At 67.0% G+C, this 15913-nt stretch carries 16 protein-coding genes; 11 read left to right on the top strand and 5 right to left on the bottom strand.

From position 1 onward, the window contains the following. Positions 1-288: 288 nt before the first annotated feature. On the bottom strand, positions 289-1701 hold the full coding sequence (gene dnaA, locus ABD206_RS10875) for a chromosomal replication initiator protein DnaA (protein ID WP_344072426.1): 1413 nt from the start codon (positions 1699-1701) through the stop codon (positions 289-291). Positions 1702-2032: 331 nt separating this feature from the next. On the opposite strand from dnaA, the gene rpmH reads away from it, so the two are divergent. From rpmH to ABD206_RS10830, 9 genes are all read left to right on the top strand, one after another. Further along, positions 2033-2170 (top strand): 50S ribosomal protein L34, encoded by a 138-nt coding sequence (gene rpmH / locus ABD206_RS10870; protein ID WP_344072424.1) that lies wholly within the window; start codon positions 2033-2035, stop codon positions 2168-2170. A 9-nt stretch (positions 2171-2179) separates the two neighbouring features. Continuing rightward, positions 2180-2512: a ribonuclease P protein component gene (gene rnpA / locus ABD206_RS10865; RefSeq protein ID WP_344072422.1), complete on the top strand. Its 333-nt coding sequence runs from the start codon at positions 2180-2182 to the stop codon at positions 2510-2512. Next, positions 2509-2859 (top strand): membrane protein insertion efficiency factor YidD, encoded by a 351-nt coding sequence (gene yidD / locus ABD206_RS10860; RefSeq protein WP_344072420.1) that lies wholly within the window; start codon positions 2509-2511, stop codon positions 2857-2859. The genes rnpA and yidD overlap by 4 nt, the downstream gene beginning before the upstream one ends. A gap of 6 nt (positions 2860-2865) precedes the next feature. Then, positions 2866-4005: a membrane protein insertase YidC gene (gene yidC, locus ABD206_RS10855; protein WP_344073546.1), complete on the top strand. Its 1140-nt coding sequence runs from the start codon at positions 2866-2868 to the stop codon at positions 4003-4005. Positions 4006-4019: 14 nt separating this feature from the next. Next, positions 4020-4529: a Jag family protein gene (locus ABD206_RS10850; protein WP_344072418.1), complete on the top strand. Its 510-nt coding sequence runs from the start codon at positions 4020-4022 to the stop codon at positions 4527-4529. Positions 4530-4553: 24 nt separating this feature from the next. Continuing rightward, positions 4554-5183, top strand: coding sequence for a 16S rRNA (guanine(527)-N(7))-methyltransferase RsmG (rsmG, locus tag ABD206_RS10845; protein ID WP_344072416.1), 630 nt, complete (start codon positions 4554-4556; stop codon positions 5181-5183). A 138-nt stretch (positions 5184-5321) separates the two neighbouring features. After that, positions 5322-6254: a ParA family protein gene (locus tag ABD206_RS10840; RefSeq protein ID WP_344073544.1), complete on the top strand. Its 933-nt coding sequence runs from the start codon at positions 5322-5324 to the stop codon at positions 6252-6254. Continuing rightward, positions 6254-7204 carry a ParB/RepB/Spo0J family partition protein gene (locus ABD206_RS10835; protein WP_344072414.1) on the top strand — a complete coding sequence of 317 codons (951 nt, stop codon included), beginning with the start codon at positions 6254-6256 and terminating at the stop codon, positions 7202-7204. The genes ABD206_RS10840 and ABD206_RS10835 overlap by 1 nt, the downstream gene beginning before the upstream one ends. 103 nt (positions 7205-7307) lie before the next feature. After that, positions 7308-7598 carry a tryptophan synthase subunit alpha gene (locus tag ABD206_RS10830; RefSeq protein ID WP_425561201.1) on the top strand — a complete coding sequence of 97 codons (291 nt, stop codon included), beginning with the start codon at positions 7308-7310 and terminating at the stop codon, positions 7596-7598. Between the two features lie 78 nt (positions 7599-7676). Here the strand turns inward: ABD206_RS10830 and trxA are convergent, their stop codons facing one another. From trxA to ABD206_RS10810, 4 genes are all read right to left on the bottom strand, one after another. Continuing rightward, positions 7677-8000 (bottom strand): thioredoxin, encoded by a 324-nt coding sequence (gene trxA, locus ABD206_RS10825; RefSeq protein WP_344072410.1) that lies wholly within the window; start codon positions 7998-8000, stop codon positions 7677-7679. 51 nt (positions 8001-8051) lie between these two features. Next, the gene (gene trxB, locus ABD206_RS10820) at positions 8052-9008 is read right to left on the bottom strand and encodes a thioredoxin-disulfide reductase (RefSeq protein ID WP_344072408.1); all 957 of its coding nucleotides are present in this window, start codon (positions 9006-9008) and stop codon (positions 8052-8054) included. Between the two features lie 82 nt (positions 9009-9090). Further along, the gene (gene murJ / locus ABD206_RS10815; RefSeq protein ID WP_344072406.1) at positions 9091-10689 is read right to left on the bottom strand and encodes a murein biosynthesis integral membrane protein MurJ; all 1599 of its coding nucleotides are present in this window, start codon (positions 10687-10689) and stop codon (positions 9091-9093) included. Further along, positions 10686-12800 (bottom strand): DUF6049 family protein, encoded by a 2115-nt coding sequence (locus tag ABD206_RS10810; protein ID WP_344072405.1) that lies wholly within the window; start codon positions 12798-12800, stop codon positions 10686-10688. The genes murJ and ABD206_RS10810 overlap by 4 nt, the downstream gene beginning before the upstream one ends. A 108-nt stretch (positions 12801-12908) precedes the next feature. Here ABD206_RS10810 and ABD206_RS10805 point away from each other — a divergent pair, with 108 nt between their 5' ends. Next, positions 12909-14435, top strand: a complete 1527-nt coding sequence (locus ABD206_RS10805) for a DUF7059 domain-containing protein (RefSeq protein ID WP_344072403.1) — start codon at positions 12909-12911, stop codon at positions 14433-14435. Positions 14436-14473: 38 nt separating this feature from the next. Next, positions 14474-15901, top strand: coding sequence for a CCA tRNA nucleotidyltransferase (locus ABD206_RS10800; RefSeq protein WP_344072401.1), 1428 nt, complete (start codon positions 14474-14476; stop codon positions 15899-15901). Positions 15902-15913: the final 12 nt, after the last annotated feature.

Below are 15913 nucleotides of genomic sequence, written 5' to 3'. Positions count from 1 at the left end.
AAGACTCGTCATGGTGTTAACCGCTGTGGAAACTGTGGATGATTCCCGAGTTCCCGCGCAAACAGCGGAAACGACATCTGTGTGATTTGTGGACGGGCTGAGGATGAGGCGCGGTTCGTCAGGCGCGAGGGCGTCGACGCGAATGCTCTCTTCCACAGGATCTGCCGTGCGGACTCACAGGTAAAGCCTCGTCGCTCACACTTATCCACAAGTTATTCACACTGTGGGAAACGGACATATTGGCCTGTCGACCCACTGCTGTCAAGTCGATCGGAATGATCCCGCTGTTCAGCGGCCGGCGCGGCCGAGCTGAGCGGTGATCTCGGAAACCTGGTTGTAGATCGAGCGTCGTTCTTTCATCAGATCGCTGATCTTCTTATAGGCGTACATGACCGTGGTGTGGTCGCGGTTTCCAAAGAGCTGCCCGATCTTGGGGAGGGACAGACTCGTGCGCTCTCGGCACAGGTACATCGCGATCTGACGCGCGGTGGCGACGGCCTGCGATCTGCTGGATCCGTACAGGTCGTCCACGGAGAGTTTGAAGTAGTTCGCCGTCGCGGCGATGATGTCGGTCGGTGACACCACGTTCGCATCGTCCTGATCGATGATGTCGCGCAGAACGGTCTGCGCAAGGCTCATGTCAAGCGTGGAGCGGTTGAGGCTGGCGAAGGCCGACACACGGATGAGCGCACCTTCGAGTTCACGGATGTTCGATGACACGGCGCTGGCGATGTACTCCAGCACATCGTGGGGGATGTGCAGGCGCTCACTCTGAGCCTTCTTGCGCAGGATGGCGATGCGCGTCTCGAGGTCAGGAGCCTGGACATCGGTGATGAGGCCCCACTCGAAACGGCTGCGCATGCGGTCTTCGAATCCGGTGAGGTGTTTGGGGGGCACGTCGCTGGTGATCACGACCTGTTTGTCGTGATCGTGCAGCTGGTTGAAGGTATGGAAGAAGGCTTCCTGTGTCTCCGCGCGTCCCTGCAGGAACTGGATGTCATCGATCAGCAGAATGTCGACGTCACGGTAGCGCGCCTGGAATGCGGCACCGCGATTGTTCGCAATGGAGTTGATGAAGTCGTTCGTGAACTCTTCGCTCGAGACGTAGCGGACGTGGATGCCGGCATAGAGGTTTATCGCGTAGTCGCCGATCGCGTGGAGCAGGTGTGTCTTTCCCAGCCCCGAGTCGCCATAGATGAACAGCGGGTTATAGGCCTTCGCGGGCGCTTCGGCGACGGCGACCGCTGCCGCGTGCGCGAAGCGGTTGGACTGGCCGATGACGAAGTTGTCGAAGGTGTACTTCGGGTTCAGTCGCGTGTCGGACCGCGAGGGAATCGTCTCCGCAGGCTCAGAAGACGCTTGCCGGTGCGCAGCGATGGGCTCCGCTGCGGGAGCCGGTGGCGCGGATGCGAACTGGCTCTCGTTGAGATCGGGGTTCACCACCACCCGAAAAGCGGTGACCTCTTCCGCCGCCTCTTCCGCCGAGGACAGGGCTTCGAGGATCGGTGCGCGCATGCGCTTGGTGAACTGCCCGGCGGTCAGTTCGTTGGGGACGTCGAGATAGAGGGTTCCCGCGATGACGCCCTGAGGAACGGCGAGATTGAGGAACCCCTCGAGTTGCGGAGTGATCCGCTCATCGCCGCGCAGGATATCCAGTGCCGCGGTCCAGATCGGAACGTCGGGTTCATCCTGCGTGGACATGGTCCCCCTGAGGTCGAGACGCGTCGGCACAGGCGGGCCGCTGCGGTTGTGGATAACTTCCGCTGCAACGGTAGTCAGCGGCCCTTCAGCGCGCAAAGTCCACTGTAATTCCCGTGTATCGGCGACTGTTCCGGCGGTGGATGAACATGGGGATAGTCGAGGCCAATCGGTGGATGAGCCTGGGGAAACCTCCGTCGCCGGGGCAACACGGGTTTGAGTTCCGTGTCGTCTCGACGTACCCTTAGTCGGTTGACTTGTGCCCTCGTGGCCGTCCCCGATCCCTCGTCCCGGTGTGAGCATCCCGGTGACACCCACATCCGGAAGTGATCTCATGAGCAAGCGTACGTTCCAGCCCAACAACCGCCGTCGTGCCAAGAAGCACGGCTTCCGTGCCCGCATGCGCACCCGCGCGGGCCGGGCGATCCTGTCGGCGCGTCGCGCCAAGGGCCGCGACAGCCTCTCTGCCTGACATTCGACGGTGCTCGCGCGGGCCCATCGACTGACCCGGGGCGAGGACTATCGTGCCGTCGTCCGCCGGGGTCGTCGGCGCGCCACACCGAATCTCGTCGTCTATGCCACGGCATCCGAGAACGATCCGACACGCTTCGGCTTCATCGTGAGCAAACAGGTCGGAACCGCAGTCACGCGCAACACCGTTCGGCGTCGGCTCAAGGCCGTTGCCTCGGAAGTGCTGCCTCGCGTGACTCCCGGAACACAGGTCGTGCTGCGGGCATTGCCGCCGGCAGCGGTCGCACCCTTCGGTGTTCTCGCCGAGGATGTCTCGCGCGCACTCCTGCGAGGTGAACGATGAGCGAGCTGCCGTCGTATGCGCGAGGTGTGGCGCACTTCGATGCCGCGGACAGCCTGCGAGCCGTTCCGCTTGTGCCGCGCAACCTCGTGCTCGGGTTTCTCCAGGGTTATCGGGCCACGATCTCTCACCTTTACGGCGACGTCTGCCGGTACTATCCCTCGTGCTCGGCCTATGCGGTCGGTGCAGTGCAGCAGCATGGCGCGGTGAAGGGTGCCGCGCTCGCGGCGCGCCGACTCGGTCGCTGCCATCCGTGGGCCGACGGCGGCGTCGATGACGTGCCGGCGCATGAAGACTTCCGTTTCGACCTCACCCGGCACGGGTTCGTCGTGCCACTCAGAAAGGACTGATCCTTGCTGGATCTGCTCGCCAGTGTCCCCTCCCCCTCTCCGACCGATGCGGCCGGAGGCGGATTTGACCTGTTCGGCATCATTCTGTGGCCGCTGAAGTGGCTCGTCGAGCTCATCCTCGTCGCGTGGCACTGGGTCTTCACCTCCCTCGGGCTTCCTCCGGCAGACGGCATCACCTGGGTGCTGGCGATCGTGGGTCTGGTGGTGGTCGTCCGGGCCGCACTGATCCCGCTCTTCGTCAAGCAGATCAAGTCGCAGCGCAAGATGATGGAGATCGCCCCCGAGCTCCGCAAGATTCAGGACAAGTACCGGGGTAAGAAGGACCAGCTCTCTCGTGAGGCGATGAGCCGCGAGACGATGGCGCTCTACAAGAAGCACGGCACCAGCCCCGTTTCGGGTTGTCTTCCGCTGCTGGTGCAGATGCCGGTCTTCTTCTCGCTGTACTCCGTGCTCAGCAGTGTGAAGACCAACGCCGAGCTCGGACTCGGTGGCGTGGGTGTTCTCGGTCCCGAGCTGACCAAGCAGTTCTACGACGCCTCGCTGTTCGGTGTCGCCTCGCTCCACGAGACGCTCATCGATGCGTGGAACACGGGCAACACGCCTGCTGTGGCGATCCTCGTCGTCCTCGTCGTGCTGATGATCGCCTCGCAGTTCTTCACGCAGTTGCAGATCATCTCCAAGAACCTCTCCCCCGAGGCCAAGACCGGCCAGGCGTACCAGATGCAGCGGATCATGCTGTGGATCCTGCCGTTCGCGTTCGTCTTCTCCGGAGTCTTCTTCCCGCTCGGTGTCGTCCTCTACTGGTTCACCAGCAACATCTGGACGATGGTTCAGCAGTTCATCGTCATCCGAGAGATGCCCACCCCCGGATCGGAAGCGGCGAAGCAGCGCGAGGAGCGCCTGGCGCGCAAGGGCAAGGCGATCGACTCGTCCGGCAAGATCGTGACGATGGAGAAATACCAGGCCGAGCAGCAGCGCCTGCTCGAAGAGGCGGAGAAGGCGAAGGCCGCTGCCCCCAAGCGTGAGCAGCCCATGAGCAAGCAGCGCGCGAAGAAGCAGGGGCAGCGACAGACTCCCCCGTCACGCCCGCAGAATCCGCGGTCCGATACGGGGGCAGCGCCCGACTCTTCATCTGAGAACAAGTAGGCACGGAGGACCTGATGACCACGACTCCAGAGACAACGCCTGTCCGAGAGACCGCCACGGTCGAACAGCTCGAGCAGGAGGGCGACGTCGCCGCTGACTACCTCGAGGGCCTCCTCGATATCGCCGACATCGGCGGCGATCTCGCGCTCGATGTTCGATCCGGCCGTGCGTACGTCTCGATCGAGCCGGATGCTGAAGACGCGGGTTCGCTCGCGCGGCTGTCCGACCCGAACACGGTCCAGGCTCTTCAGGAGCTCACCCGTATCGCTGTCCAGAACCGCACCGGCCGTTTCTCCCGACTGATCCTGGATGTCGGTGGCTCCCGAGACGCCCGTGAGCGTGAGCTCGGAGCTCTTGTGGATGCCGCGGTCGCGCGTCTGGACGAGGGTGCGAACCAGGCCTCTCTGCCGGCGATGTCGAGCTACGAGCGCAAGGTCGTCCACGATCTCGTCGCGGACCGAGGCCTGGTGTCCGAGTCGTACGGCGAGGGCGCCGACCGTCACACGGTGATCCGACGCGCCTAGGCGCATGTTTCACGTGAAACATCGATGACCACCCTGGAGCAGGAACCCGCCGCCGCCGTCGAGATCTTCGGCGACCGAATCGAGAGCGCTCGCCGATTCACCGCATCACTCGCCGAAGAGGGTGAGGAACGAGGTCTCATCGGTCCGCTTGAGTTGCCGCGACTGTGGACGAGGCACATTCTCAACTGCGCGGTCGGCGCATCCCTGTTTGCGTCAGGATCGCGGGTCGCGGATATTGGGTCGGGTGCGGGACTTCCCGGCGTCGTGCTTGCGATCGCACGCCCGGATGTGCAGTGGATTCTCGTCGAGCCGATGGAACGCCGCGTCGTGTGGTTGACCGAGCAGGTGTCCGACCTCGGGCTTGCAAACGTCGAGGTGGTTCGCGCACGTGCGGAGGACTGGGATGCCGGCGCCGGCGTCGATGCCGTCACTGCACGCGCCGTGAGTGCGCTGCGCAAGCTCATCCCCCTCACCGCTCCCCTGGTGCGGAAGGGGGGAGAACTCATCCTGTTCAAGGGATCCGGCGCGGCCGCGGAGATCGAGGCCGCCCACAAGCAAATCCAGCGATTCCGTCTCCGGGATGTGCGTGTGGAGATCCTCGGTGAGGGCGTGCTCGCGGAGACGACACGCGTGGTCCGAGGCACTGTCGGGTAGTGCCGGCCAGGAGGCATGTTTCACGTGAAACGTCTCTCCGATACATCCCAGCGACCGTCCCCCGAACCGTAGAGTTGAGGGGCCCCGATTTCTTCGAGCGGAGTGTTTCACGTGAAACGGAATGACGATCCCTCATCGATGGGCGCGCTGGATGACACGCCCCTCGCGCGTGAGATCGCGGACCTCTCGGCGCGCCGGCGCGCGCTGGAGTCCGCGCACGTGTCCTTCGAGGGGCGTCGCCGCGTGTTCACGGTTTCGAATCAGAAGGGGGGCGTCGGCAAGACCACCACAACCGTCAACCTCGCTGCGGCTTTCGCGCACATGGGTGCGACGGTGCTCGTGATCGACCTCGATCCTCAGGGCAACGCCTCGACGGCACTGGGGGTGCCCCACTCCGCGGAGACACCGAGCGTCTACGACGTTCTGATCGGCGAGCGTCCCCTTGCCGAAGTTGTGCAGACGAGCCCGGAGTCGCCGTCACTCCGATGCGCACCGAGCACGATCCACCTCGCCGGTGCCGAGATCGAATTGGTCTCTCAGGTCGCACGCGAAAAGCGACTCTCGAGTGCGCTGTCCTCGTACCTCGAGGGTGCGGGCAGTGATGTCGACATCGTCCTCATCGATTGCCCACCGTCTCTGGGGCTTCTCACGATCAACGCGTTCAGCGCGGCGGACGAGGTGCTGATCCCGATCCAGTGCGAGTACTACGCGCTTGAGGGTCTGAGCCAGCTCATCGGCACCGTCACGATGATCCAGAAGCATCTCAATCCCGACCTCGTGCTCTCGACCATCGTCCTCACCATGTACGACGGACGCACGCGCTTGTCGCAGCAGGTCGCGGAGGAAGTGCGGGCGCACTTCCCCGATCAGGTCCTCGCTGCGGTGATCCCGCGTGCTGTCCGGGTCTCTGAAGCCCCGAGCTTCGGCCAAACCGTGCTGGCCTATGACGGACAGTCGGTCGGGGCGGTCGCCTATCGTGAGGCCGCGCTCGAAATCCATCGCCGAGGTTCGGCGCAGCAGGGCGGCGACGCCACGGTCGGGGCGGATGAGTCCGCCCGAAGGGAGTCATGATGGCGAAGCGAACCGGACTCGGGCGCGGTATCGGCGCACTCATTCCGACGACGGAGGCCTCGGAGACCCGACCCGTCGATGTCTTCTTCCCCGGGGGATCGGCACCCGACACATCTGTTCTCGAGGGTGACGAGCTCGTGGAGGTCCCCGGCGCGCGCCTGACGTACATCGATCCGCGTTCGATCGTCCCCAACCCCCGTCAGCCCCGCACGCACTTCGACCCCGAGGCGCTGGCCGAACTCGTCCACAGTGTCCGCGAGTTCGGCGTCCTGCAGCCGGTGGTCGTGCGTGACACCGGCGGAGGCACCTACGAGCTCATCATGGGTGAGCGGCGCACCAGGGCAGCTCGCGAGGCCGGGCTGGAGACGATGCCGGCGATCGTGCGGGAGACGTCGGACGAGAACCTCCTTCGTGACGCTCTGCTGGAGAATCTGCACCGCTCGCAACTGAATCCCCTCGAAGAGGCCTCCGCATACCAGCAACTGCTCGAGGACTTCGGGATCACTCAAGAGGAGCTCGCATCGCGCATCGGGCGCTCGCGGCCGCAGATCAGCAATACGATCCGCCTGCTCAAGTTGCCCGTGCCGGTGCAGCAGCGGGTCGCCGCCGGTGTTCTCAGCGCCGGTCATGCCCGCGCGATCCTCTCGCTGGAAGAGCCCGAGGCGATGGCGCGCCTGGCCGACAAGATCGTGAACGAAGATCTGTCCGTGCGTGGCGCCGAGGCGGCCGCAAAGGCCGGCGGCGCGGCGGCCCGGGCCACGCTGAAGCCGCAGGCGGGATCCCGTCGGGGGCAGCTCGATGAACTCGCCGAACGACTGGGTGATCGTCTCGACACCCGAGTGAAGATCTCCCTGACAGCGAAAAAAGGCCAGATCAGTATAGATTTCGCTAGTATCCAGGACCTGAATCGCATCCTCACCGAGATCGGCGTCGAGGGCTTCGGATCCTGATATCCACGATCCGGGTCAGAGCGCCGGGTGTGGCAGGGAGACGTACCCTGGAAGGGTGACGGATCCGGACCTGACGCCCCCGAGGCGCGCGAGCCTTGAGCTGATGCGCGCCGAGGCCGCCGATGAGCTCGAGGTCCTCATCGAGGAGCGGCTGCGTGCGGGCGAGGATCCCTGGGAATTCATGGAGGACCTGCCGACGGTGGACGAGCTCGTCGTGCTCATCTTGCGCGCCGAGAGCATCGCGCGCAGCGGCATCGCCCACACCGGCACCCGCCACTATCGTGTGCTGCGGCAGATTGCGATCGACTACCCGCCGCTCACCCGTGCCGTGTGGCGGCTGCTCGGGTCCGAGCGACACCGCACCTGGGACGCGCTCCTGCCCGACGTGTCGTGACACCCGTCCGTCGGCGATCACACGAGGACATGAAAAACCCCCGATCCTGAGCTGAATCGGGGGTCTTCGGAGAAGTGCTCAACCGAGGAAGTCGGCGAGGTCCTTCTCGAGTGCGAACTTGGGCTTGGCGCCGATGATGGTCGTCTTGACCTCACCGCCCTCGAACACCTTCATCGCCGGGATCGAGGTGATCTGGTAGCGCATCGCCAGATCCGGGTTCTCGTCGACATTGAGCTTGAGGATCGTGATCTTGTCGGGGTGCTCGGCCTGGATCTCGTCGAGCACGGGCGCGACCATGCGGCACGGTCCGCACCATGCGGCCCAGAAATCGACGAGCACGGGACCCGAGGCCTGCAGGACGTCCTGCTCCCAGGTGGCGGAGGTGGTGGCTGCTGCGGTCATGTTCTGCTCCTTATGGGAAGGGAATCGTGGGACGAGCGGGAGGACGGACGATCAGACGCCCGCGGGCTGTTCCGCGGCGGCATCGTCGAGGATGCCGGCCAGGTAGTGCTCGACATCCAAGGCTGCGACGGTGCCGCTGCCGGCGGCGGTGACGGCCTGGCGGTACGTGGGGTCGATGACGTCGCCTGCCGCGAAGACGCCCGGGACCGAGGTGCGCGAGGATCGACCATCGACGGCGACCGTGCCGTCTTCGGTGAGCTCCAGCGCGCCGTGGACCAGGTGCGTGCGGGGGTCGTTGCCGATCGCGACGAAGACGCCCTCGAGCGCCAGATCGCGGGTGGAGCCGTCGACGGTGTCGCGAAGGACCACCCCGGTGACCTGATCACCGCCGACGATGTCGGCGATCTCGGCGTTCCAGACGAACTCGATCTTCTCGTTGGCGAAGGCACGCTCCTGCATGATCTTCGAGGCGCGCAGTTCGTCACGACGGTGGATGAGGTATACCTTCGAGGCGAACTTGGTGAGGAATGTCGCCTCCTCCATCGCCGAGTCGCCACCGCCGACCACAGCGATCGCCTTCTCGCGGAAGAAGAAGCCGTCGCAGGTCGCGCAGTATGAGACGCCGCGGCCGGAGTACGCCTTCTCACCCTCGATACCGAGCTTGCGGGGAGCCGAACCCGTCGCGAAGACGATGGTGTGGGCCTCGTGCACTGCCCCGCTGCCCATCGTGACGCGCTTGACGGGGCCGTCCAGGGACAGTTCGACGGCGTCGTCGTACACGACCTCGGCGCCGAACTTCTCGGCCTGCTCTTGCATCTTGGTCATGAGGTCGGGCCCCATGATTCCCTCGGGGAACCCGGGGAAGTTCTCCACCTCGGTCGTGTTCATGAGCTCACCGCCGGCCTCGACCGAGCTGGCGATCACAAGCGGACTGTGACCGCCGCGGGCCGCGTAGATCGCGGTCGTGTAACCGGCCGGGCCCGATCCGATGATGATGACGTGACGCACGGGCGCCCCTTTCTCAGTGGTGTCGGATGCAACAACACATGGTACCCGCGGGGTATTCCGCGCGTCCTGTGTGCAGAGCCTGTCAGCGGCGGGTGAACAGCCGTGAAACGGTGTTCCAGGCCGTCGTCAGCTCTGGGACGCGCAGCAGGGCGAGGATGCCGGTGTACACGGCGAGTGCGACCAGACCGATCACACCCGTGCCGACGGCGCCGAGGAACTGGCCGGAGACCATCCAGCCTTCGGCTCCTCCGCTGAGGACATAGACGAGCCAGCCAGCCAGCCCTGCCGGAATGGCGGCGACGATGAACACGCCCAGCGCCGGCATCCAGGAGCGGGCGCCGATGGTGCCGAGCCGGCGACGAAGCAGCCAGGCGGCCACGGCGAGCTGGATGATGCAGGCGATCGATTGCCCCAGCGCGATTCCGGCGGTGACGAACTGCGCGGGAAGGTGCTGGCCTGCCAGCAGCGCGGTGATGATGACGACGGTCGCTTGCACGAGGGTGAACAGGAACGGCGTGCGGGTGTCGTTGTAGGCGTAGAACGTGCGGCCGATCACGAACAGCACGGTCTGGGGGAGCAGGCTGACGAGGAACGCCAGGAGCACCCACGCGGCGTCGGTCGCGTACGTCGAACTCGTCGTGAAGATGCGCGAGGCGGGGACCGCCGCCGCCGCGAGAACGGCGGTGGACAACACGATGAACAAGCCCAGAATCCGGATGCTGCGCGCGATGTCTCGCCGGACTTCGCCGTGCCGACCGGCGGCGGCGTGCTCGCTGAGCTGGGTGAAATAGGCCGTGCCGATCGAGAAGACGAACACCGAGTAGGGGAGCATGAACAGCAGCATCGCGTTGGCGGCGACCGTGTTCGCGGGGTTGTCTCCCGAGACGGCCGACATGACCCTGCTCTGCACCACTCCGGCGATCTGTCCCGCCATGATCATGAGGAAGGTCCAGCCCGCCAGACGTCCGATATTGCGCAGGCCGATCCCCCGCCACGCGAAGTCGGGCTTCAGGTGGAGTCCCGCGCGCACCCAGAAGAGCATCAGCACGATCGCCTGGGCGACGATGCCGAAGGTCGCGGTGCCCGCGAGAGTGGCGATCATGGTCGGCGTCCAGGCCTGGACGGTGGTGACCGGCCCACCGAAGAGGGCGATGAACACACCGAAGCCGATGATGGAGACGACATTGTTGGCGATCGGGGCCCAGGTGAACGGGCCGTAGACCTTGCGGGCGTTGAGGATCTCGCCCAGCAGTGCGTAGAGGCCGTAGAACAGCAGCTGCGGTATGCACCAGTAGGCGAATGCCGTGGCCAGGGCGAGCTGATCGGGACTGAAACTGGCGGCATAGAGCTGGACGAGCCACGGGGCGGCGGCCGTGGCGAGCGCGGTGGTGACCACGAGCGCGACGGTCCCGAGCGTGAACAGCTTCGAGATGAACGCGCGGCCACCGTCCGGATGAACGGCGGCCTGCACGATCTGTGGGACCACCACGGCGGTCAAGAGCCCGGTCGAGATGATCGCGTAGATATTGTTCGGAAGCTGGTTGGCGACGGCGAACGCGTCGGCGGCACGGCCGACCGAACCGATGGCAGCGACGAGCACCACGGAGCGCACGAAGCCGGTCAGGCGCGAGACGATCGTCCCCGCGGCGATGAGGGTGCTGGCCCGGCCGATCGAGCTCACGGTTTCTCATCCTCGTCGGTGGTGCTGGATGCGGGGGTGTCCGTGGATACCGACGAGTGCGGGCGACGGAACCTGCGGACAGTCCGGAAGACGCCGACACCGAGGAAGAGCGCCGCCAGGACGCCGAGGACGACCAGACCGATGCTCTCCCAGTCGGCGTGCACGTTCACTTCGAGCGCCTGCGGCGACCCGATGGGCACCCCCGAGGTGCTCGTGAGGGCGATCTCGACATCCACGCTCCCACTTCCCACGCGCGCTTGCACCGGGAGCGCGGCGCGCGCGCTCTGATTGGGACCGATGGACAGTGTGACGGACTCCGCGACGTCCAGGCGCAGGTCGTCGGTGCGCGCGTGCAGCACGACGGTCACCGCGTAGGGCAGGTCGTTGTGGATGCCGACCGGTATGGCGGCGTCGGCGGCGACGAGTTGGATGGGACTGGGCGGCAGGATGGCGACGGCGGCGAGCGTGGCTGCGGTCTCCTCCGCGTGCGTGCTCAGCGCCTCGGCCCAGACATCAGGCTGCGACAGCCAGCCCACGCCCATCAGCTGCAGAATCTCGGCGCGCTCGGCGCTGGTGAGAAGGACCGGTTCGTCGAGCACCGTCGAGAACGGCGTGATCCGTTCTTCACCGGTGAGAAGCGCCTGCGCCGCGGTGATCTCGTCCTCCGTCGGCCCGGTACCGATGACCTCGGCATCGGCGCCGTCCAGCGCGGTGATCTCCTCGAGTGACAGCGCGGTGGCGGTGGCGGTGACCTGGTCGATCACCGCGCGCAACGCGGACGCCGACATGTCGGAAGAGCGCTCCAGAGCGATCACCGAGAGGTGCGCACCGGGGAGCGCCTGGAGCGCGGAGGTCTCCGCGAGCGCAACGGAGCGGGACATCGTGTCGGCGCTGGTGGTGGCCGTCGATGCTGCGGCGCTCAGAGCGGCATCGAAGACCACGAGCTGAGCGCCGTCCGCGGCCACCCGTGCAGCCGACGTCGAGGACGTCACGGCATCCGACCCGATCAGCGTCCAGGCCCCGTCAATCGCCAGCTGTGCGACTCCAGCCGCATCGACCCGCGCGGGCCAGAAGATGACGGGCCCGGTGGCCCCGACATCCATCAGCTGCGTGACGGGAGGCAGGTCGTCCTCGACCGGGGCACCGCTTTCGGTCGGCGTCGGGGAGGGGGAACCGGTCGGGGTGGGGGCGGTCACATCCGCGAAGTTCGCCTCGTCGAGGTAGGCGGCGAGGGAGGTGGGGGCCAGCGGCTCGGGCGCGCCCGCGGCGATCTCGAGCGCGGGATCCGCGTCGCCGAACTGCAACGCGAAACGATCATTCGGGAGGGCCTCGAGGCGTGCCAGCCAGTCCAGCGCATCGGCGGGAGCGGCGGAGCCGAGCGCCCGGATCGCGGCGGGAATGGCGGGATCGACGGCCAGGATGGCAGCCGTTCCCTGGACACCGCTGAGGGTGGCGGTCAGGGCGCCGTCGGGAGCGGTGAGCGTGCTCAGCTGGTCCGCGGTGAGCAGCCCCGTGCCGGTGACGGGGGCGGTGACCGGCACGATGACGGCGATCTGTGACGAGGTGTCGCCGGAGACCACGAAGACGGATGCGGCGCTGAGGTCTTCTCCTCCCACCTGTGCGACCGCGAGGATCGGGTACACCCCGGCCGGCAGGTCGGCGACCGCCGGGTCGTCCGCGGCGACGCGCACAACGCCCGTGTTCCGCTCTCCGGGGGCCAGACCCGTGACGGTCGCCGTCCCGACCGTCGTGGAACTGAGAGCGGGATCCGGAGCGGCCAACCATCCCGCAAGGTCATCCCTGGTGCCCAGCGCCGATCTGCCGATCGAGACCGTGACCGCCGCGCTCGAGATCGCGGCATCGCCGGCGGTCACGGACACCGTGATCGCGAGCGCCTCATCGGTGGAGATCACCGCGGACTGCGGCGCGGCCACGATCTCGGGACTGCTCACAATCGTCGGGGTGGGCGTCGGCGACGTGGCCGCCCAGGTGGCCGGAGACACTCCGAGCACACACGCCAGTGTCACGGCGATCACGGCGACCGCGAGGCGGACGATCGCGCGGCGATCGAAGCGCTCGCGCGAACGTGCGAAGGGCGCTGTCGCGGTCATGTCCTGGGTTTCTGTGCATGGCGGGCCGCCGAGCGGCGGGCGTCCGGCTGGAATTCTACGGTTCCCGGCTTCGTGGACCCTCCAGGCGGTCCGCGGTTGAATGGATCCGTGCTTCCCCCGCTGTCCCACGACGTCGCGCTGTGCGCCGCGCTCGCGGCCGACCTCGATGCTGCCGATTACCGAACCACGCCCGTGCGCGCCGGCTGGGGGGAGGACGCGGATGCCGCACTGGGCGCGGGCGTGCGCACAACGGCTTTGCGGGCACTGCGCGGCCGGAGTGATGCTCTCGCGGTGCTCTCGCGCCTGCTTGGGCTCGGGCTCTCCCAACCCCGATCCGCGGTCGACGCCGCGCTGCCGACGCTCGGTGCGCGCGGCCTTGTCGCGCTCGGTCTCGCCCACGATGCGGGCGAACAGATCCGACCCGCGGCGCTCGTCCGCCCGCAGGCGTGGACCGGGGATGACGACGCCGGGGAATGGTGGGTGGCAAGCGACCTCGACGAGGCCGCACTCGGCGGCGCCCTGCCCGAAGACCATGTCCTGGGGGTGGGTGGGGCCTCCCTCACGCTCGCCGGGCTGCAGATCCCGGCGCCGGCAGGGCGTGTGCTGGATCTCGGATGCGGGTGCGGCATCCAGTCCCTGCGCGCCGGGCGATCCGCCGCCGCCATCATCGCCACGGACGTGTCGGTGCGCGCGCTCGAGTTCACACGGCTCAATGCCGTCCTTAACGGGCTGCCCATCCTGGAAGCGCGCGAAGGAAGCCTCTTCGAACCGGTTGCCGGCGAGCGGTTCGACCGGGTGTTCTCGAACCCGCCGTTCGTCATCACCCCGCGCCGGGAGGATGTGCCCTCCTACGAGTATCGGGATGGCGGACTCGAGGGCGATGACCTTGTGCGCGCCGTCATCACGGGCGTCGGTGAGGTCCTGGCACCGGGCGGCATCGCGCAGCTGCTCGGCAACTGGGAGTACCGGGACGGCGAGGCTGGGCTCGATCGGGTCCGGGCCTGGGTCGCGGAGGCATCCGTTCCGATGGACGCCTGGATCGTCGAACGCGAGATCCTCGATCCGCTCGCATACGCCCAACTCTGGGTACGCGACGGCGGCACCGCGCCGGGCGGCGACGACTATGCCCGTCTGATCGATGCGTGGCTCGAGGACTTCGCCCGCCGCGGAGTGCGCGCGATCGGATTCGGATACGTGCTGCTCCGGCGGCCGGAGACCGCAGAGCCCACCCTCGCGCGCTACGAGAGCGTCACATCGAGCGGAAACACCGAGGGACTCGGTGACGACCTCGCCCGTGCGCTGCGCGTTCACGATCTCGTCAGCGGATGGAGTGACCGGGAGCTGAGTGATGCGGTCTTCTCGGTTGCGTCCGACGTCACCGAAGCACGTCATCACCTGCCGGGCGAGGCCGATCCGAGCGTGATCGAGCTGCGCCAGGGGCGTGGCTTCGGGCGTACGGTCCCGGTCGACCCGGCGCTGGCGGCACTGGTCGGCGCGTGTGATGGTGACCTCCCGGTCGGTGTGCTCATCGATGCCATCGCCCAGCTGATGGAGGTCGAGGCGGCGGAACTGCGCCGGGCCCTCCTCCCGCAGGTGCGGGAGCTGGCCGTGATCGGGATGCTCGACCCGGCATGAGCGCTGCTGCGGGTGCTCGGCCCGATTAGGCTCGTCACATGCTGAACATGGCTGAGGGCATCGCGCGCCTGGGTGCCCTCGCCGCTTCTCCGGTCGTCGCCACCCTGGCCGAGGCGTTCGCCGCCGCCGGAAGAGAGCTGGCCATCGTGGGCGGGCCCGTGCGCGATGCACTCCTGGGACGAGTGACCCACGACCTCGATTTCACCACTGACGCCCTGCCCGACGAGATCCTGCGGATCGTGAAGCCGATCAGCTCGACCCAGTGGGATGTCGGGCGCGAATTCGGCACGATCGGCGCGATGATGTCCGGCGAACAGGTCGAAATCACCACCTATCGCGCCGACAGCTATGACGGACTCACCCGCAAGCCGGTCGTCGCGTTCGGTGACTCGCTCGAGGGCGACCTCGTCCGCCGGGACTTCACGGTCAACGCGATGGCGCTCCGGGTGCCCTCGCGCACGCTGGTGGATCCCTCGGGCGGTGTCGAAGACCTCGTCGCGCAGCGACTGCGCACCCCCATCGATCCCGACGTCAGCTTCGGCGACGATCCGCTGCGTATGCTGCGCGCCGCGCGTTTCGCGTCTCAGCTGGAGTTCGAGCTCGACCCGGCGACGGTCTCCGCCATGCAACGACTCCGCGAGAGCATCACGATCGTCAGCGCCGAGCGGGTGCAGGGCGAAGTGGTGCGGCTGCTGCAGACGGCGGACCCGGGGCGCGGTATCCGGCTGCTCGTCGAGACCGGCCTCATGGATGTCTTCCTCCCCGAAGTCCCTGCCCTGCGGCTGGAGGTCGACGAGCACCATCACCACAAGGACGTCTACGAGCACTCGCTGACCGTGGTGCGCCAGGCCATCGAGCTCGAGAAGGCGCGGCACCCGGATGCCGAACCCGACGTGCCGCTGCGCCTGGCGGCGCTTCTGCACGACATCGGCAAGCCCTCGACGCGCAAGCTCGAGCCCGGCGGCGGTGTGACCTTCCACCATCACGACGTGCGCGGGGCACGCATGGCCCGCAAGCGACTCAAGGAGCTGCGCTTCGACTCGGCGACGATCGACGCGGTGTGTCTGCTGATCGAGCTGCATCTGCGCTTCTTCGGCTATGCCGAGGGGGCGTGGACCGATTCGGCGGTGCGCCGGTATGTGCGCGACGCGGGCGACCAGCTGGAGCGCCTGCACATTCTCACGCGCGCGGATGTCACTACCCGCAACAAGCGCAAGGCTGCGCGGTTGGCGGGCGCCTACGACGACATCGAGCGGCGCATCGACGAACTCGCCGCGCAGGAGGAGCTGGACGCCATCCGTCCCGAGGTGGACGGGAACCGCATCCAGGAGGTGCTCGGCATCGCGCCAGGGCGAGAGGTCGGCGAGGCGTACCGGTTCTTGCTCGACCTGCGCCTGGATGAGGGGATCCTCGGACCCGAGGAGGCCGAGCGCAGGCTCATCGAGTGGTGGTCGGCGCGCTCATAGGTCCGCGGCCGT

It is taken from the genome of Microbacterium sediminicola (genome assembly GCF_039531125.1).
Lineage (GTDB): Bacteria > Actinomycetota > Actinomycetes > Actinomycetales > Microbacteriaceae > Microbacterium > Microbacterium sediminicola.
This window is presented reverse-complemented; position numbering and strand designations above follow the sequence as displayed.